We start from the raw sequence: 19043 nt of genomic DNA on the forward strand, positions 1-19043 counted from the left end.
TTTTTTTAGAATTAGACCTAACAGGTTTTAAAAACCTGTTAGGTTTTCGCTGAAAAACTGCAAATAACAGATAAAACTCCTACTTAGCATTAATTATTATTACGGCGTTTTTCATTTTTCCCTTTATAATATTCTTCAAAAGACCTATTATATCTCAATAAAAAAGGTAATCCATCAGCTCTTTTTACTATAAATTCTTTATTGGAATCAGCTGTTTTTACAATGATTTTTACGGTTTCTTCAAAATAAACGGGTCTGGATTCAATCACAGTTATTTCGGTCTTAAAATTTTGAATCATTTGTTTTCCAGCCGTTACAAAAGTGGTGTCGTGAGTCATTATAATCGAATCGTCCTCAGAAGGTTTTTGGCTGCTGTATTGGATTTCAATCTTCTTTCCGTTCTTTTGGAATTTGGCTTCCCAAATGAATTTACTGCCTATAGCACCATAATTGGTTCCTGACAACTGAATGGATTTATTGTTTTTGTTTTTTAGAATACTGTTGAGATAAAAGTAAAATTCAGTTGCGGAATTGTTGGTTTGTGCCGTTGAAGAAATCGTAACACATAGAAATAAAAACACAGTAAAAATCAGCTTTTTCATAGCAGCTCAATCGTATAAAAATTAAGAATTGACAATTATTTAATGGTGTCAAATATACTTATTTCTTACATAACACTTTAATCGGAAAATATACTTTTGGATACAAAAACAGGACAAAACACTAAACCCATCTGTCTATCAGCTCCAGATAATAATAGTATTCCTGATCATTTCCATCACCATCTTCGCCAACAAATTGCAATTGAATTTCCTGCAGCACTTCAATGATTTCATCCACTTCCATATCATTTAAATCGACAGCATAGTTACTGGCAGCGATATCTTTTTTCTTTTGCTTCTTTTCTGATTTTGGAATTTCATTATGCGCAAGATTATCCAATAATTTATCCATTAGTTTCACTTTCCCTGCTTCAGAAAGTGCCTTAATAGTATTTGTAAGGGTTACATAATCTATTGTCATTGTATACAATTTTAAAGCAGGTTTATAAAGTAATAACTACAGCTGCTCTTAAATATTGTAACTATTAACATTTGTCATTACAATCAGTTCCTTTAATTTCCTGACATTGTTTTCAGAAAAGTTTCAGGTGTCATTATTGACAAATTACTCATTTTATAATCTTTAATATTACGTGTTACTATTACTTTAATATCATTTTTATTTTCTACCGAATAGTTTTGCAAAGCATCTTCAAAATCTTTGAAATCTGAATTTAATGCTTCTATAACCGTAGTTTTATCAATAACAACAACATCTACTATCTTTAGTAGTTTTTTCAGATTCCCGATTACCTTTTCGTGTTTTGCTGTCTTTCGCAAAAGGTTATAAATATTGCTAATCATCACGGGAGTTACATAGCCGTACAGTTTGCCTTTTTCGCATAAACTCAAAATTTTTGACGCCTCTTCTGAAAATGGTTCTCGGTCAAAAAAGAAATCAAGAATTACATCCGTATCAATTAAAATTTTATCCATTACAAATATTTATCAGATAAGCGGTCGGTAAGTTCTTTTTTGTAATCAAAATTCTCAGGTAATTTAAACGACCCTCTTAAAGATTTAACTGTCGGAGTTAGCTCTTCTTCTTTGTCAGCTTCCTCATTAGTTAATGCTTTCAGATAGTTTTCAATTAAATCAGAAAGACTTCTTTCTCTTTTGCGAGCATATTTTTTAGCCTTTTCAATTACGGACTGTTCGATTGTCAATGTGAGTTTACTATTCATGATATTGAAATTTAAGTAAAATTACGAAAAATAATATTTAATACGTGTATTTTAATTTTATTTCACACGTGTATTGATTAACGGATTACATTAAAAAACTTAACATAGGAAGATTTAAAATACCCGCAAAACGCTTTAGCTAGAGATTTAGCTTCAAATCGTTTCTTTGCTTCCTTGTTAGCACCAGTATTTCATTTAAAACATCATTTAATCAAAAACAAAAGCCACTCCGTAGTGAAGCAGCTTTATTGATGTTCTTTGTGGGTACAGATTTCAAATCTGCACCATCGGGCGGGGTTAATCACCAATAATATTGGTACAAAACACCTGTACTATTGGTCTTAAGCACCTCTATTATTATGGTTAAACACCAATACTATTGGTGCAAACTACCTGTTATATTGGCTTTAATCACCAACACTGTTGGTTATAAGCACCTCTATTATTATGGCTAAACACCAATACTATTGGTGCAAACTACCTGTTGTATTGGCTTTTATCACCAATACTATTGGTGTTTTACACCAATAGTACAGGTGTTAAGCACCTCTATTGTTATGGTTAAGCACCTGTTTTTAGTAAATCAACGCATATATGGGCTGGATTGCTAAATACATTTGGAGCAAAAAAAATGCCTCTTTTGAATTTAAAGAGGCAGTTGGTATTGAAGTTTAATAGTGTTGCTGAGTAGTCTAAATGAAATTATTGTTTTTTATTAACTTAATTATATTGTGCTTGTGCTAGATGTAGCAAATTTAGCTTCAAATCGTTTCTTTACTTCCTCATATGTTGCAATATCTCCATTTAAAACATCATTCAAACCCTTTTGAATAATCTGATTTTCAAAATCAGAAATCTGGTTTTTGTTTTTTAAATCAAGAATTTCTTCAATGATTTTCTCGTCATTCAACCCTTGAATCCATTGCAATAGATTTTGTTTTTCGACTACAATATTCATAATGAGCAATTTAATTATTGAACAAATTTACGAAAAATAAGTTTCGAAGATATTATTTGTGGGCACAAGCGGGACGCTTGCGCTAGCGGGAAAATTGCCCCACAAACCTCCCATATATTCCGGTGAAATACTACGCTTAGCTGTGAACATTTCGACATAAGCATCGTTTAAACTCATTTTATCTTTAAATTATTGGGTGAAATTATGTTTAGAACGGTGCTTAAATGGTTGAATTATTCAACTTTCATTTAAAGACATATTTTATGACTTGACAACATTATTTATTAAAAACTAAAAACTACTTAAAACTACTTAAAACTACTTAAAACTACTTAAAACTACTTAAAACAAAGGGATTGCAACGTTATAATTAATTATTAATAAGCCCATGAATAGTATAAACAAATTTTGTGTATAAAATTTACAGATAAAATTCATCTGTATTCAAATTACATATATATTTGTAAAAAAATAACCCGCCTATATGACGGGTTACTTTTATTAAAAAGGTTATTTTTTCTTTTGTCCTTTTATTGTCCGATATATTATTTCTAATATACCAAAAACGTTAAGAACAATTCCAGAAACAATTAACCAAAACTCCGGATCAGCATCCATAAAAAAAGTTTTAGAAACCACAGTTGGCGCTGTGGTTTTGTTCTTTTACAAAGGTTATACTTTATTGCGGTTATAAAAAGTCAAACTTATTCACAATAAGCCATATTTCTTAACAAAAAATAAAAATAAGAATATTTTTCATATAAAATTAAAACACTGTAAATCAATGATTTGTGTACTTGCTAAGTGCGAAAACCGTTAAATATAACAGAATTCTTATTACAACAAAACGATAATATAGTAAGTACTTAATTCAATAATCTTATTTAATATCCTTACAGATGATAGTTTTCCTGTTTGAAACATTTTTTTAAAGTAACAATCACTTTTTTGATCTACACAGGCCATTTTTTTATTTATGCTCATGTGATTGCTTCGTCCCTCGCAATGACAAATAGCTGATTATAAAACCAATTGCCCTAGCCCTGACAGCAGTGGAAATCCTTTTTTTTCCGATTTTCTCGTGATAAAAAGATTGCAACGGATAGCAGGATTAGCTCCCAAATAAAAAAAGCCATTCTCCTCAAATAAAAGGAGAACGGCTGTTTCTAGTTTTATAAGATTGCTTCGTTCTATGCTAATGTGACTTATGAGCCACACATTTCGCAATCCTCTGGACCAGCATTTTTAGCCAGTTCAATCATTGCTCTGTATTCTTCAGCGGTCATTGGAGCATCTACCTCAACCGCTTCAAGGACTCTTGCCTGTGGTTTAGAATCTGGAATGGCTTCCTGTTTTTTATCGTTGTTTAATGTGAATTTAATCGCATCAACCGCTGCTTTGGTTCTCAAATAGTACATTCCGGTTTTCAATCCAGACTGCCACGCGTAGAAGTGCATTGAAGTCAGTTTTGAATAATTGGCATCCTGCATGAACAAGTTCAACGATTGTGACTGATCCACGAAATATCCTCTTTGACGGGACATATCGATGATATCTTTCATAGACATTTCCCAAACGGTTTTGTACAATTCTTTCAAATCCTGCGGGATAATATCAATGCTTTGCACCGATCCGTTGTGACGCATGATTTCTTGTTTCAAGTTCTCATTCCACAATCCAAGTCTTACCAAATCGTGCAATAAATGTTTGTTTACCACGATAAATTCTCCAGACAGTACACGTCTTGTATAGATATTTGAAGTATATGGTTCGAATGCTTCGTTATTACCCAAGATTTGAGAAGTCGAAGCCGTTGGCATTGGCGCAACCAATAATGAGTTACGAACACCGTTCTTAACCACTTCTTTTCTAAGCGAAGCCCAGTCCCATCTTCCTGATAATTCTTCGTCTTTCAATCCCCAAAGATTGTGCTGGAATTCTCCGTTTGACATTGGAGATCCTTTGAAAGTGGAATAAGGTCCTTCTTCAACTGCCATTTCCATCGATGCGGTACAAGCAGCAAAATAAAGGGTTTCGAATATCTCCTGATTTAAAGTTTTGGCTTCATCACTTGTAAAAGGCATACGCAGCATGATAAAAGCATCTGCCAGTCCCTGCACTCCAAGACCGATTGGTCTGTGACGCATATTGGAATTTTCGGCTTCTTTTACAGGATAATAGTTTCTGTCGATTACTCTGTTCAGGTTACGGGTAACACGTTTGGTTACATCAAACAGCAATTGGTGATTGAATTTTCCGTTTTCAATAAACATTGGCAGAGAAATCGAAGCCAGATTACAAACGGCTACTTCATCAGCAGATGTATATTCTAAAATCTCAGTACATAAATTCGAAGAACGAATAGTCCCCAGGTTTTTCTGATTAGATTTTCTGTTGGCAGCATCTTTGTACAGCATATATGGCGTTCCAGTCTCAATTTGTGATTCTAGGATTTTCTCCCATAATTCACGAGCCTTGATAGTTTTTCGGCCTTTTCCTCTAAACTCGTAATCGGTATATAAAGCTTCGAATTCTTCTCCATACACATCATACAACCCAGGACATTCGTTAGGACACATTAAGGTCCAGGTAGAATCTTCCTGAACACGTTTCATGAATAAATCAGAAGTCCACATGGCGAAGAATAAATCTCTGGCGCGCATTTCTTCTTTACCAGTATTCTTTTTCAAGTCCAAGAAATCAAAAATATCAGCATGCCAAGTTTCGATGTAAACAGCAAAACTTCCTTTGCGTTTTCCTCCTCCCTGATCTACGTAACGTGCCGTATCGTTGAATACTCTCAGCATTGGCACAATTCCGTTTGAAGTACCGTTTGTGCCGCGGATATAAGAACCTGTCGCACGAACGTTGTGAATAGAAAGTCCAACTCCACCTGCAGACTGAGAAATTTTTGCGGTTTGTTTTAAAGTATCGTAAATCCCGTCAATACTATCGTCCTGCATTGCCAAAAGGAAACAAGAAGACATCTGAGGTTTTGGCGTACCAGCGTTGAATAATGTTGGTGTTGCGTGGGTAAAATACTTTTTGGACATTAAGTCGTAAGTCTCCAAAACCGATTTTAAATCGTCTAAGTGGATTCCTACTGCAACACGCATCAGCATATGCTGCGGACGCTCTACGATTTTTCCATTTATTTTTAATAAATAGGAACGCTCCAGTGTTTTAAAACCAAAATAATCGTAGTTAAAATCTCTGTTATAAATGATATGTGAATCCAAAAACTCGGCATTTTCCATAATCACTTTATGAACCTCTTCAGCTAATAATGGTGATTCCTGATTGGTTCTTGGGTTAATGTAATGATACATTTCATTCATCGTTTCCGAGAATGATTTTTTGGTATTCGAATGTAAATTTGATATTGCAATACGAGCAGCCAATTGTGCATAATCCGGGTGAGCAATTGTCATAGAAGCAGCAGTTTCTGCAGCAAGATTATCCAGTTCAGATGTAGAAACCCCATCATACAATCCCTCAATAACGCGCATGGCAACTTTAACCGGGTCAACCAATTCGTTCAAGCCATAACATAACTTTTTAATTCTCTCTGTAATTTTGTCAAACATTACAGGCTCTTTGTGGCCATCTCTTTTTACAACGTACATACTCTATCAAATTTATTTAGTGAATGAATTGTGACTTACGAACAGTAGGAATTCATAATTCATTTTTTTACTCGGTGTCAATCCATAACTTACTTCGATATTTCGTTTCATCGCATAAAAATGAAATGAAACAAAACGCCGTAATAAATCCCGATAAAAACCGGACTGAATTAACTTAGTTTTTAGATTTGGGAATCTGAAAAAACTATTTAATTATAATTGTTCTTTTATTGTTTTTTAACCGTTTCAAATACTTATAACGTATTTTATATCAAAATTGTATTTTAAAAATCAGCGTCGAAGCTTATTTTTTGGGAATCACCGCCTTCGGCAACTTTAACCCCTGCTTTTTGATATTCGGCAACTTTTTTCTCAAAGAAATTGGTTTTTCCCTGAAGTGAAATCATATCCATGAAATCAAATGGATTAGCAACATTGTATTCTCTGTCACAACCCAATTCTACCAACAGTCTGTCGGCAACAAACTCTAAATATTGAGTCATTAAACCTGCATTCATTCCGATTAAACTTACCGGAAGTGATTCGGTGATAAATTCTCTTTCTATATCCAAAGCATTAACGATAATGCTTCTTATTCTTTCTTTTGGCACTTTATTTACCAAATGGTGATTATGTAAATGAACTGCAAAATCACAGTGAACACCTTCATCACGGGAAATTAATTCGTTTGAAAATGTCAAACCTGGCATCAAGCCGCGTTTCTTTAACCAATAAATAGAACAAAATGCTCCTGAAAAGAAAATTCCTTCTACTGCTGCAAAAGCAATCAGCCTTTCGGCAAAAGAATCAGACTCAATCCATTTTAATGCCCAATCCGCTTTTTTTCTGATAGCTGGAAAAACATCCAAAGCATTAAACAATTCCGATTTTTCGTTTTCATCCTTTACATAAGTATCAATCAGAAGAGAATAGGTTTCGCTGTGAATATTTTCCATCATGATCTGGAAACCATAGAAAAATTTAGCTTCGGCATATTGTACTTCATTTACAAAATTCTCTGCTAAGTTTTCATTTACAATTCCATCTGAAGCGGCAAAAAAAGCCAAAATGTGTTTTATAAAATAACGTTCGTCATCATTTAACTTATTATTCCAATCATTTAAATCCTGAGACAAATCAATTTCTTCGGCTGTCCAAAAACTTGCTTCCATCATTTTGTATCTTTCCCAAATATCATGATGCTTAATTGGAAAAATTACGAAACGATTTTTATTTTCCTGTAAAATTGGTTCTATTTTAGACATGAGATCTTGTTGTTTATTTTGATTTTTTTTATTGAAAATAGATGCGAAAATCGAATTACAAAGATTGTGAAATAATGCGGTTATTAAAAGTCAAACTTATTCACAATAACTCCTAGTTTTTAACAAAAAATAAAAATAAGAATATTTTTCATACAAATTACAAATAATTGATTTTCAGGTTTTTAAAATAAATAAAGTAGCTTAAACTCCCATAAAATAACGGAATTTCAAAAAAAAGAGAAACAATTTTAGAGTTACACTTATAAACCTTTTTTCAGGTCTTCGGCAACTTTTTCAAGTTCCATATACCAGTCATTTCCAAAGCGGCGGATAAGTGCTTCTTTGACGAATTTATACACAGGAACTTCGAGTTCTTTGCCCAAAGAACAGGCATCATCACAAATATCCCATTTGTCATAATTAACAGCCGCAAACTCGGTAAAATCCTTTACACGTACTGGATATAAATGACAGGAAACAGGTTTTTTCCAGTCGACTATTCCTTGATTGTAAGCCTGCTCTATACCGCAAAGTGCAGTTTTGCCGTCAAAAATGACATAAGCACAATCTTTATTATCAATCAGCGGTGTTTCAAGATCACCGTCCGTACCATTAAGCCATGTTCCTTGTGCTTCGATAGCCTCAATTCCCTCTTTTCTTAAAAATGGTTTTACTTTTGGATAAATTTCTTCTAATATCTTGGTTTCGGCCAGACTCAATGGTGCTCCTGCATCGCCATCGACACAGCATGCCCCTTTGCAGGCAGACAGATTACAGACAAATTCTTTTTGGAGTATATCCTCCGATACGATGGTTTTTCCTAGCTGAAACATTTTGCAAAGGTAACCAAAGATTCAGGAAATAAAAAACCACATTTAAACTTACTCCGCTTAAAGAAACAAATTAACACATAACAGCAATTTTACTTACATAAACACACTAATCGAATTTATTGCCTGACTACACCAATCCGCCAACAGCGGTTCATTCACTACAAAATATTGATGATTTTGCAATAAAAATCCTTAAAAAGAAAAAAAATATGTATTTTTGAGAACCCAAATCATTTTAGACGAATTATTCATTAAAGAATTCTCACTATGATAAATTTCAATCTGAAAGAGATAGTAACTGTAGGAATGGTACTTTTTGCTGTAATTGATATAGTAGGATCTATCCCGATTATTGTCGGATTAAGAGCCAAGCACGGTCATATTGAATCTGAAAAAGCATCTTTGGTTGCGGCATTCATTATGATACTATTTCTGTTTGTAGGCGAAGAATTCCTAAACTTAATAGGCATTGATGTTCATTCCTTTGCCGTAGCCGGATCCTTTGTTTTATTCTTTTTAGCATTGGAAATGATTTTGGGAATCCATCTTTATCGGGATGAAGAAGCAAGCTCAGCTTCTATAGTACCAATAGCTTTTCCGCTTATTGCAGGCGCAGGTACAATGACAACTTTGCTCTCTTTAAGATCTCAATATCATGCCACAAATATTATCATAGCCATCGTACTAAATATTATTATTGTTTATGCTGTTTTAAAATCATCCAGAAAAATTGAAAAAATGCTGGGTAAAAATGGACTTGGCGTTATTAGAAAGACCTTTGGCGTAGTTCTTTTAGCAATAGCTGTTAAATTATTTGCCACTAATGTTAAAGGTTTGTTTCTCTAAAAAAAAAAATTATAAATTTACCCCCTAAAATCTTTTCTGGTAGAGATTATTTTGTACTTAAACATATAAATGATAATTTATGAATTAAAACTTTACCGGTAAAAACAAAAACATAACTTATGAAAATTTTCACTAACATCTTAGTGCTTTTAGCCGTTTCGCTTCTTATTTTCAATATTACCTTAATTGATTTTCAAAATCCATTTAAAGGAGATAGTGTAATAGCGCTTGTTGGTGTGGTTGCTTCATTTTGTGCAGTATTGATTCTTCTTATTTTTAGAATGTCTAAAAAAATAGTTGAAAAAATGAACGACAACGCATAACCATGTTTGATGTATTGATTATAGGCGGAGGCGTTTCGGGAATATCATGTGCGATGGTATTGGGTTCAGCCAAAAAAAAAGCATTTGTTACCGATAAAAAAATTGGGATTTTTACCCACCAGAAGACTTCTGCACTACAGGAAGCACTTTTCAACAATGCTTATGGAATTGCTCCAGGCAAATTAGGATCAGAATTATTGATCGAAAGTGTTGATCATTTATCCAATACTTACCCTCATATTATCCAAATCCCAGAGGAAAAAATATTAAAAATCGAAGGAGTATATCCAGAATTCACCGTTGTTACCAATAAAAACAGTTACAAAACAGCCAGTATCGTTATCGGAATTGGCTCTGCCAACACATTTGCCATAGAAGGTTTAATGCAGTTTGTTGAACCGCACAAAAAAGCATTACCTGAAAAACAAAGAATCCAGCTTAAAAACATTGACCACAAAGTTGCCGAAGGCATCTATGTTATTGGGACTCTTGCCGGCTGGAGAAGCCAGCTTGCAATCGCCGCAGGAAGCGGAGCTGCTGTCGCAACAGATCTGCTTACTTTATGGAATGACGGAATTCAGACGCATTCACACGACAGTATTCGATAGAGACTATTTTTTATTTAACCGAAACAATCTCTTTCACTTTGATGTGGTTTTCAGTTTCAGTTTTCCAGATTTCTCCTTTTAACGAAACTTGTTCCCCTTCTTTAAGCTGTTTGTAATTTTGAGGTCCGCCAACATTTACAATGCTGATTAAAGCAAAATAAACTTCGTTTTTATCTGTATTAATTTTGGCTGTATAACCGTCTTTTCCAAATGCAACAGTAACAACTTTTCCTGAAACTGTATTTTTGTCTTTCATACAGGCGCAGGAAACTACAAAAGTTAAAATCATTACTACTGCCAAAAATCGAATTATAATTTTCATGTTTATTTATTTTAATCTTTATTTTCAAACGCGATACAGCTTCCGGCAATCACTTTTAAACCGTCATCAAACCGCTTCCAAACCCTGATATATCTATAATTCCCATCTAATGGTGAATTATAATACGTTCCTTTTAGCATAATGCTTACGCAAACAGCAGCCGAGTCGTCTATAATATTAATAACCTGATTCGAAGTTTCGAGAAGATCTATTTTCATTTTACCAGCGCGGTAACCTGCAAGATCAGCTTCTTTGGTAATCGTTTGTCCATTTGGTAAATTAAAAAGCAAATCATCGTGCAATACTCTTTGCAGAACTGAAATATCAGCATTTTTTACAGCTGACAAAAGCTCATTCTCTGCATTTATAATTTCATTTTTCCCCATTTAAAACAAAGATTTAGCATTTACTATTTTGAATTCAGCACAGCCTTTATCATGGCATCTTCTTTCAGAACCATTTTATAATAATAGATGTCTCCATACAATTGTCTGGCAAATTCGGCATTTACGTATCTTTTTACTAAGGATTTGTATTTACGCAAATCAACCTCCAAGCCGTTTTGGACAAGATATTTCTGGAAAGTATTGAAATATAAATCGGTTGAATTGATTTTTGTCTTAAATTCATCAAAAGGCAGTTTTGCAAAAGCATTTCTGTTTTTGTCTAATTGCTCAAAAACAAAATGGCCGACAATTCCGGACTGCAGTAAATAAGAAACATTTTCTGTTCCGTGTTCTGCTTCCAATGGCACAAAAACATCCGGTACAATACCGCCGCCGCCATAAACAATTTTTCCTTTTTTAGTTTTAAATTTCAAAGAATCCACCACTTTTATACTGTCTTTTTTGTACAGTTCTCCGTGTAAAAAACGCGAATCCGATTCTTTAAAATACTCTTCATTTCCTTTGGAATACGGTTTTTGAATCGATCTTCCGGTTGGTGTATAATATCTGGCAATTGTAAGCCGAACTGCCGAACCATCATTAAAATCCATTTCCCGCTGTACCAGTCCTTTTCCGAAAGAACGCCGTCCTACAATAGTTCCGCGGTCATTATCCTGTATTGCTCCCGCTAAAATCTCACTCGCCGAAGCACTGTTCTCATCAATTAGAACAAAGACCTTACCTGATTCAAAACTTCCTTTTTCGGTGGCGTACATTTTTTCGGCTGCTTCCTTAGCGCTTTTGGTAAAAACAATCAATTCTTTATCTTTCAAAAATTCATCGGCAATAGCAATAGCTTCTTCCATATATCCTCCGCCATTATCGCGGACATCAATCACAAGGGATTTTACACCCTGCTTTTTTAAACTGACGAGGGCTTTTATAAATTCAGCATAAGTAGTTTCTGCAAAACGATTGATTTTGATATAACCTGTAGTGGCATTTAAACGCAAAGCTACATCAACGCTTTTCAGCGGAATCACGTCGCGTTTGATTTTGATTTTCATTTTTTTATGCTCCGATTTTCGGTAAACGGTCAGTTCTATCTGAGAACCTACTTCTCCTTTCAGCGAAGAAAACAAACTGTCATTAGGCAGTTTTCGCCCAAATAATTTGGTTTTATCTGCAAAAAGAATGCGGTCTCCTGCTAAAATTCCTGCTTTGGCCGAAGGACCATTTTTTACTGGCGCAATAACAGCAACTGAATCTTTAAACATATAAAAATTAATTCCAATACCCACAAAATCGCCTTTCATGGTTTCGGCAATTTCGGCTTGCTGCTGCGGCGGAATATAAACAGAATGCGGATCCAGCTTTGCCAGAATATTATCGACAGTAAGACTCACAATCGAATCCGTATTCACATCATCTACATATTCATTATCGATGAAATCAATCAGTTTATTAAGTTTTTCTTTGGTGTTTTTTTTAGAGGTAAAAGATTTGGATGACGGCGAACCCGACAGACTGCCTATAAAAATTCCGAGAGCGAAAATGCTCCCAATAAGTATGGGTAAATATTTATTGTCGAATTTCATTTTATTAATCTTCTAAAACAGGAATATGCTCTACTTCAATACCTGCTTTTATTAAAAATTGTATTCCGGAATCGTCTCGGTAACCATTATGATACACCACTCTTTTTATTCCGGACTGATGAATCAGCTTACTGCATTCCTTACATGGCGAAAGCGTAATGTATAAAGTGGCTCCTTCGCAGGATTGTGTGGATCTTGCAACTTTCAAGATTGCATTGGCTTCGGCATGCAGCACATCCCAGCGGGTTAATCCGTCTTCATCCTCACAGCAGTTTTCAAATCCTGACGGGGTTCCATTGTACCCGTCCGATATAATCATTCGGTCTTTTACTATAATCGCTCCAACCTGCTTTCTTTTGCAGTAAGACAATAAACCCCATTCTGTTGCAATTCTAAGATACGCTTTATCGTATTTATTCAATTTAACTTTCTCCATAAAATCTTTATCATTTCCAGATTTCGCTTTCTACAATCATTGGTAAAACTACGCCAATTATAAATGCCGACATTACTAAAGCCCAATCTCTTTTTGAAAATCGAAAAACGGTCTGCACTATATATGACAAAATCAAGACTACAATAACAACCGTAATCTGAGCCGCTTCTATTCCTAATGCAAATTCGCACATTGGCAGTAATTTTGAGGCAGCACTGCCTCCCAATAATGTTTTAAAATAATTTGAAAATCCCAATCCATGGATAATTCCAAAAAATAACGTTATTATAAAAACCAGATTAACACTGCCGTTTTTACTGGTTTTCCCTGCAGTAAATAAATTATAGAAAGCGGTTATCAAAATCGTAATGGGAATCAGTAATTCAACAACATTTACTTTGACAGTAATAATTTCAAAAACCGAAAGAAAAAGTGCTGCAGTATGTCCCAATGTAAATATAGTCACTAAAAGCAATATTCTTTTCCAGTCATTAAAAGAAAATGGTACCGATAATGCAATCAAAAACAAAACATGATCATAAGCATGTATATCCAATACATGCTTTAAACCTATCTGAAAGTATATTAAAAATTCTGACATTGCTAAAGTGAATTAAATTGATATGGGGACGTAAACTTACGATTAATTTTGAAAATGAAATATTAGAAATCAATGATATTAAAAACGGACAAAAAGTAAAATTAGTACTAAAAAATTAACTAACTTTATATCAAACCTTAAACATTAACATTATGCCTTTTTCAGATTTATTCAACAGCGAAAACATTCAAAAAAACAGAGGTCATTTTTCAGCCATTGTGCGTGTTGCCCACGCTGATGGCAATATCACTGAACAAGAGCAGAATTTTTTGGATAAATTAGCTTTGGCACTTCAGATTTCTAAAGAAGAGTACGACGAAATTTTAGAAGATCCATCAAAATACCCAATCAACGCTCCCTACTTATATATAGAAAGACTGGAAGCTCTTTATAAGCTGGCAAGAATTGTACACCGCGACCACCAATTGGGCGATTTGCAGGAACATTTATTGATTAAATTTGCATTAGCCTTAGGTTTTACTCCTGGCAATGTAAATTATATTGTAAATAAAGCACTCAAATTAGTAGACATGGCGGTAGATGAAGAAACTTTTTTGTATGAAATGAAAAACATGTATAAATAATAATTATGAATTGAAAATTACGAATTACGGAATGCTGTACGGTAAGATTTTTTACTTATTACTGCATAGTGTACTCGTAATTTTCAATTCGCAATTGCACTTTAATATTTACTCAATTTTGCTTTATGCATAAACTCTTCGGCTTTTTCAACCATATTTAAGCTTCCGCAAAAGAAAGGCACACGCTGATGCAGTGCTGCAGGCTGAATTTCCATAATGCGGTCAAAACCATCCGAAGCTTTTCCGCCGGCCTGTTCTACAATAAAAGCCATAGGATTACATTCGTACAGCAGACGCAGTTTACCTTTTGGCGATTTAGTGCTTGTCGGATATATATAAATACCTCCTTTTATCATATTTCTGTGAATATCAGCAACAAGACTTCCTATATAACGAGAAGTGTACGGACGGTCTTCTTCTTCGAGCTGACAATATTTGATATAATCTTTTACACCTTGCGGAAAATGAACATAATTTCCCTCGTTAATCGAGTAAATATTTCCGTCTTCTGAAAATTTCATGTTGGGATGCGAAAGGTAAAAAGTCCCAATCGCTGGGTTTAAAGTGAATCCATTTACACCGTAACCTGTTGTATAAACCAGCATCGTCGAAGTACCATAAATCACATAACCAGCCGCTACCTGATTTATACCCGGCTGCAGAAAATCTTCTAATGTTACTGGAGTTCCTATTGGCGTGATTCTTCTGTATACTGAAAAAATAGTCCCAACAGAAACGTTTACATCAATATTGGACGAGCCGTCCAATGGATCCATCAAAAGCACATATTTATTGTTATGGCTGTTATCACTTCCCTGCACAGTTATAAAATCATCGTTCTCTTCGGATGCAATGCCACAGACAATTTCGCGGTTAATCAAGGTCTGTATGAAAATTTCATTGGCATAAACATCCAGTTTCTGCTGATCTTCCCCTTGAATATTCTGTTCACCAGCTGCTCCGACAATATCAACTAATCCAGCCTTGTTTACTTTATAATTAACAACTTTGGCCGCCAGCCGGATTGAATTAATGATTCTCGATAATTCACCCGAAGAATATTGAAAAGCCTTTTGATTTTCAATGATAAATTCGCCTAATGTTTTGTTTCTTTCTTCCATTACGAAATCGATGTAGTTATTTTGAAGTCACAAATATCGTTTTTTTTGTTATAATGAAAAAAATAATGCTTACTTAGTTTCTCAGTATTGTATATTTGCTACATTTTCCATAAAAAACAACTGTGTAATCGTCTGTTTTTTAATAGAATTATAGAATAATAATACAAATCTATGAAAATACGCAAAGGACAAAAAGAAGACATGAATGGTGTTCTGGCATTGATTCAGGAATTGGCGGTATTCGAAAAAGAGCCAGATGCTGTTTTAATTACTGCAGATGATCTTATTCGAGATGGTTTTGGAGACAGACCTTTGTTTGAAGTTTTTGTTGCCGAAGCTGAGGAGCAGATTGTAGGGATTGCATTGTATTATTACCGTTACTCTACTTGGAAAGGAAGGACAATCCATCTGGAAGATTTAGTTGTAAAGGAAAGTATGCGCGGAACAGGACTTGGCTATGCTTTATATTCTGAAGTTATCAAACAGGGGCAGAAAGACAAAGTCCGAAGAATTGAATGGAACGTACTGGACTGGAATACTCCTGCAATTGATTTTTATAAAAAATCGGGAGCAAAAATATTAGACGAATGGCGCGTAGCTCAAATGGACGAAACAGCTATTAACTATTTTGTAGAAAACAAATTAAAATAAAAAGTGAATAATTTCAGACTGAAAATCTGAAATATGAAATTTAAATCTGAATAAAAATGAGGGTATTCAAATTTGGCGGTGCATCAGTAAAAGATGCAGCCGGTATTAAAAACGTTTATGACGTTTTACAGCAAGCAGGTTATGAAGATGTATTGGTAATTGTTTCGGCAATGGGGAAAACGACTAATGCACTCGAAGATGTTATCAAAAATTATTTTGACAAATCACCAGAATTAAATTCATCGGTGCAGGAAGTTAAAAAGTATCACAATCAAATCCTTTTGGATTTATTTGAAGATGAAAAAAATGAAGTTTTTACAGCTGTAAATACTCAATTTGCAGACTTAGAATATTTCTTAGCTCATAATAAATCACCAAATTATAACTTTGTTTACGATCAGATCGTAAGCTTCGGGGAACTAATATCGACAACAATTCTGAGTCATTTTATGTCTTTCAAAGGAATTCAGACACAATGGCTGGATGTTAGAAATTTTGTAAAAACAGATTCTACTTACCGTGATGCAGAAGTAGACTGGGAATTGACACAGAAAAATATTGCGAATAACGTTAAACGCAAAATCTTAAATATTACTCAAGGATTCTTAGGTTCTGACGAGAATAATTTCACAACCACATTAGGCCGTGAAGGATCTGATTACAGCGCTGCGATTTTTGCATACTGTCTAAATGCCGAGAGCGTAACCATCTGGAAAGACGTACCCGGAGTAATGAATGCTGACCCAAGATATTTTGAAAATGCAAGTCTGCTGAACCAAATTTCGTATCGTGAAGCCATCGAGTTGGCTTTTTACGGAGCATCGGTAATTCACCCAAAAACATTACAGCCGTTACAGAAAAAAGAAATTCCGTTATACGTTAAATCGTTTATCAATCCAACGCTAAAAGGAACATCTGTTTCTAAAGGAGAGGATTTAGAACCGTATTTACCTTGTTTCATTGTAAAAAGAAACCAATTATTGATTTCTCTTTCATCAATAGATTTTTCTTTCATCATGGAAGAAAACATCAGTGAAATCTTTGGCTTATTCCACCAATTCAAGTTAAAAGTAAACCTTATTCAGAATTCGGCAATCAGTTTCTCTGTTTGTGTTGAAGATAAATTTGGAAACTTCAATGACTGTAACGCAATCCTTTCGAAAAAATTCAAAGTGGATTTTACCGAAAATGTTACGCTGTACACTATCAGACATTTTAATGAAAACGCTGCTCAAACGGTAGAAGAAAACAAAACTGTATTGTTAAAGCAGGTAAGCAGAGAAACAATGCAAATTGTGACTAAAGAGAATTAGGTCAGATAGCAGATTTTAGTCTGCAGATGGCAGACTAAAAAATTACAATAAAAAAATGGAAGCTGAGAAATTGGCTTCCATTTTTTTATGGCAGACGGATGATATATTGAACGGATTTACGCTGAATTTTTTTTAAACCTGAAATTAGAACTAATCTGAATCCTATCTAAAATTGATTAATTGCTTTGCCTCATTGTAAACAAAAACTAATAGAAGTTCGAATAAGGCTTTTAAAATCTGTAATATTCCTTATTTCACAAAAAAACTCTTTTTAACGGCAAGCAATAACATCTAATTAATTCACCATCGTTGTATAGTTCTTAATATATGTTTTCGAGTCTACTCCAAAAGGTATTTTTATGAAATTACCCTCAGGTGAAATCAGTATTTTGGTAGGATAACCAGTCACTTCAAATAAATCATTCATTTTTTTGTCAATCTCGCTAACAGGAAAAGTATATTTATTTTTAGTCATAAAACCCGATAAATCCTGAGAATTATACGAAAAAGTATAAATCTTTAACTTCGAATTATTACTATTCTCAACAAATAAGGATTGTAAGTCCGGTAGTTCTTTCACACATGGACTGCACCAAGTACCCCAAACATCAATATAAATCCATTTGTTAGGTTTTACAGTTAAATCTAATTCTTCATTTTCAAATTGTATTTTTAATTTAGGAACAGGTTTACCCTTATTATGTATATAACTAGTCCAATAATCTCCAAATGAAATATTACTTTTTAATTTTCCATAAAACTCCTGTAATGATTTTAAATTGTAATCTGAAGGAGTTCCAAAAGCAATATCGCTTAACAAAACCAATGCTTCCGAATTTCGATTATTTTCAACTAAATATTTTTGATATTTAGCCTGAAATACAAATTCATTAGTATTACCAGTTAAAAGAACCACATCATAAAAATAGGCATGATCGTATAGCTTGTCATTTAAGTCGGGACTGTAATCCGAAGCTTTTTTTAAAAATTCTTCAATATTTGGATTAATACTATACAAACTGTAATAACTATAAGCCAAAATATATCTATACCAGGCTCTTTTCTCACCCTCTAATCTGCCAGCTTTAATTTTAACGATATAATCATAAGCTTCCAACTTCTTTATATTTGACTGTACTATTTTTTCTTTGCTTATATTATCTATGGCTTTTTGTTTATCTAATTCCTGCACTATCAAAAGATTATATCTCTCTGCCTTAGATTCATAATTTACGCTATCTTTTGAAGTACTATTTAGCTCTTCTAAAATCTTCTTAAAATCATTCTCGTTTTTTGCGCTTATTGATTTGCTCCATAAATAAATTGGGGCTATGATACTGTTAATTTTCTCATTTTTTTTAAGAAAGAGTTGTTCCAGGTATTTTTGTGCATATAAAGAGTTCTGCAATCGTTGGGAAAGTGTATTATGAATTCTGTCAATAAACATTGGCGGATATAAACGGTATAATTCCATAGAAGATTCAACAGCTTTTTCTGTTTCTCCATTGTCCCACAAACCGCTGAGGGAATTGGATAATGTAAACGCTTCCTTTGGAATTTGCCCTATACATAAATTCAAGAAGAATAAACTGAAAATAAAAGGCATCAATAGCTTGTTCATAATTGTCTTTATAAATTGGTATACTTTTTTATGGTCTAATAAAATTTAAGCCTATCATTCCAAATTTGGTAAATAACCTTGATAAAAATCAGACTCTGCTTTTATCAAATATACAATAATTCTTATAACTTTTTAAAAAGTCTCGACTTTAGCTCAACTCTATCG

At 33.8% G+C, this 19043-nt stretch carries 21 protein-coding genes; 6 read left to right on the forward strand and 15 right to left on the reverse strand.

Going from position 1 to position 19043, the window contains the following annotated elements:
- Positions 1-89 precede the first annotated feature (89 nt).
- From OZP07_RS19765 to OZP07_RS19800, 8 genes are all read right to left on the reverse strand, one after another.
- Entirely contained in the window at positions 90-602 is a 513-nt protein-coding gene (locus OZP07_RS19765) for a hypothetical protein (RefSeq protein ID WP_281636449.1), read from the reverse strand.
- A 121-nt stretch (positions 603-723) separates the two neighbouring features.
- Positions 724-1023, reverse strand: a complete 300-nt coding sequence (locus OZP07_RS19770) for a hypothetical protein (RefSeq protein ID WP_281636450.1) — start codon at positions 1021-1023, stop codon at positions 724-726.
- 92 nt (positions 1024-1115) lie between these two features.
- Positions 1116-1538 carry a PIN domain-containing protein gene (locus OZP07_RS19775; protein WP_281636451.1) on the reverse strand — a complete coding sequence of 141 codons (423 nt, stop codon included), beginning with the start codon at positions 1536-1538 and terminating at the stop codon, positions 1116-1118.
- The gene (locus tag OZP07_RS19780; protein WP_194641552.1) at positions 1538-1786 is read right to left on the reverse strand and encodes a DUF6364 family protein; all 249 of its coding nucleotides are present in this window, start codon (positions 1784-1786) and stop codon (positions 1538-1540) included. The genes OZP07_RS19775 and OZP07_RS19780 overlap by 1 nt, the downstream gene beginning before the upstream one ends.
- Positions 1787-2510: 724 nt before the next feature.
- A complete protein-coding gene (locus tag OZP07_RS19785; protein WP_281636452.1) occupies positions 2511-2744 on the reverse strand; it encodes a hypothetical protein in 234 nt (77 codons plus the stop codon).
- Positions 2745-3949: 1205 nt separating this feature from the next.
- On the reverse strand, positions 3950-6370 hold the full coding sequence (locus OZP07_RS19790) for a ribonucleoside-diphosphate reductase subunit alpha (RefSeq protein ID WP_281636453.1): 2421 nt from the start codon (positions 6368-6370) through the stop codon (positions 3950-3952).
- 284 nt (positions 6371-6654) lie between these two features.
- Positions 6655-7635 (reverse strand): ribonucleotide-diphosphate reductase subunit beta, encoded by a 981-nt coding sequence (locus OZP07_RS19795; protein WP_115811119.1) that lies wholly within the window; start codon positions 7633-7635, stop codon positions 6655-6657.
- 260 nt (positions 7636-7895) lie between these two features.
- Positions 7896-8468, reverse strand: coding sequence for a DUF3109 family protein (locus OZP07_RS19800; protein WP_194641549.1), 573 nt, complete (start codon positions 8466-8468; stop codon positions 7896-7898).
- 267 nt (positions 8469-8735) lie between these two features.
- Between OZP07_RS19800 and OZP07_RS19805 the strand changes: the two genes are divergently transcribed.
- The 3 genes from OZP07_RS19805 (at position 8736) to OZP07_RS19815 (ending at position 10245) form a co-directional block, all read left to right on the forward strand.
- On the forward strand, positions 8736-9314 hold the full coding sequence (locus tag OZP07_RS19805; protein WP_194641548.1) for a MarC family protein: 579 nt from the start codon (positions 8736-8738) through the stop codon (positions 9312-9314).
- A gap of 119 nt (positions 9315-9433) precedes the next feature.
- Positions 9434-9637 carry a hypothetical protein gene (locus tag OZP07_RS19810; RefSeq protein ID WP_194641547.1) on the forward strand — a complete coding sequence of 68 codons (204 nt, stop codon included), beginning with the start codon at positions 9434-9436 and terminating at the stop codon, positions 9635-9637.
- 2 nt (positions 9638-9639) lie between these two features.
- Positions 9640-10245, forward strand: coding sequence for an FAD-dependent oxidoreductase (locus OZP07_RS19815; RefSeq protein WP_281636454.1), 606 nt, complete (start codon positions 9640-9642; stop codon positions 10243-10245).
- A gap of 10 nt (positions 10246-10255) precedes the next feature.
- On the opposite strand, the gene OZP07_RS19820 is transcribed toward OZP07_RS19815, so the two are convergent.
- Genes OZP07_RS19820 through OZP07_RS19840 form a run of 5 tightly spaced genes read right to left on the reverse strand, consistent with a single transcriptional unit; the run spans position 10256 to position 13588 of the window.
- A complete protein-coding gene (locus tag OZP07_RS19820) occupies positions 10256-10567 on the reverse strand; it encodes a hypothetical protein (RefSeq protein ID WP_281636455.1) in 312 nt (103 codons plus the stop codon).
- 11 nt (positions 10568-10578) lie between these two features.
- Positions 10579-10953, reverse strand: a complete 375-nt coding sequence (locus OZP07_RS19825) for a nuclear transport factor 2 family protein (protein ID WP_281636456.1) — start codon at positions 10951-10953, stop codon at positions 10579-10581.
- Positions 10954-10976: 23 nt separating this feature from the next.
- Positions 10977-12551, reverse strand: a complete 1575-nt coding sequence (locus OZP07_RS19830) for a S41 family peptidase (protein ID WP_281636457.1) — start codon at positions 12549-12551, stop codon at positions 10977-10979.
- Positions 12552-12555: 4 nt separating this feature from the next.
- Positions 12556-12987 (reverse strand): deoxycytidylate deaminase, encoded by a 432-nt coding sequence (locus tag OZP07_RS19835; RefSeq protein WP_115811925.1) that lies wholly within the window; start codon positions 12985-12987, stop codon positions 12556-12558.
- Between the two features lie 10 nt (positions 12988-12997).
- On the reverse strand, positions 12998-13588 hold the full coding sequence (locus OZP07_RS19840; RefSeq protein ID WP_281636458.1) for a HupE/UreJ family protein: 591 nt from the start codon (positions 13586-13588) through the stop codon (positions 12998-13000).
- A gap of 152 nt (positions 13589-13740) precedes the next feature.
- Between OZP07_RS19840 and OZP07_RS19845 the strand changes: the two genes are divergently transcribed.
- Positions 13741-14172 (forward strand): TerB family tellurite resistance protein, encoded by a 432-nt coding sequence (locus OZP07_RS19845; protein WP_194641542.1) that lies wholly within the window; start codon positions 13741-13743, stop codon positions 14170-14172.
- Positions 14173-14273: 101 nt separating this feature from the next.
- Here the strand turns inward: OZP07_RS19845 and fbp are convergent, their stop codons facing one another.
- Positions 14274-15293 carry a class 1 fructose-bisphosphatase gene (gene fbp / locus OZP07_RS19850; protein ID WP_281636459.1) on the reverse strand — a complete coding sequence of 340 codons (1020 nt, stop codon included), beginning with the start codon at positions 15291-15293 and terminating at the stop codon, positions 14274-14276.
- Positions 15294-15464: 171 nt separating this feature from the next.
- Between fbp and OZP07_RS19855 the strand changes: the two genes are divergently transcribed.
- On the forward strand, positions 15465-15944 hold the full coding sequence (locus tag OZP07_RS19855; protein WP_194641540.1) for a GNAT family N-acetyltransferase: 480 nt from the start codon (positions 15465-15467) through the stop codon (positions 15942-15944).
- Positions 15945-16000: 56 nt separating this feature from the next.
- A complete protein-coding gene (locus OZP07_RS19860) occupies positions 16001-17257 on the forward strand; it encodes an aspartate kinase (protein ID WP_194641539.1) in 1257 nt (418 codons plus the stop codon).
- 295 nt (positions 17258-17552) lie between these two features.
- Here the strand turns inward: OZP07_RS19860 and OZP07_RS19865 are convergent, their stop codons facing one another.
- Positions 17553-18878, reverse strand: coding sequence for a TlpA family protein disulfide reductase (locus OZP07_RS19865; protein WP_281636460.1), 1326 nt, complete (start codon positions 18876-18878; stop codon positions 17553-17555).
- Positions 18879-19043: the final 165 nt, after the last annotated feature.

The sequence above is a fragment of the Flavobacterium marginilacus genome (genome assembly GCF_026870155.1).
Taxonomy (GTDB): Bacteria; Bacteroidota; Bacteroidia; order Flavobacteriales; family Flavobacteriaceae; genus Flavobacterium; species Flavobacterium marginilacus.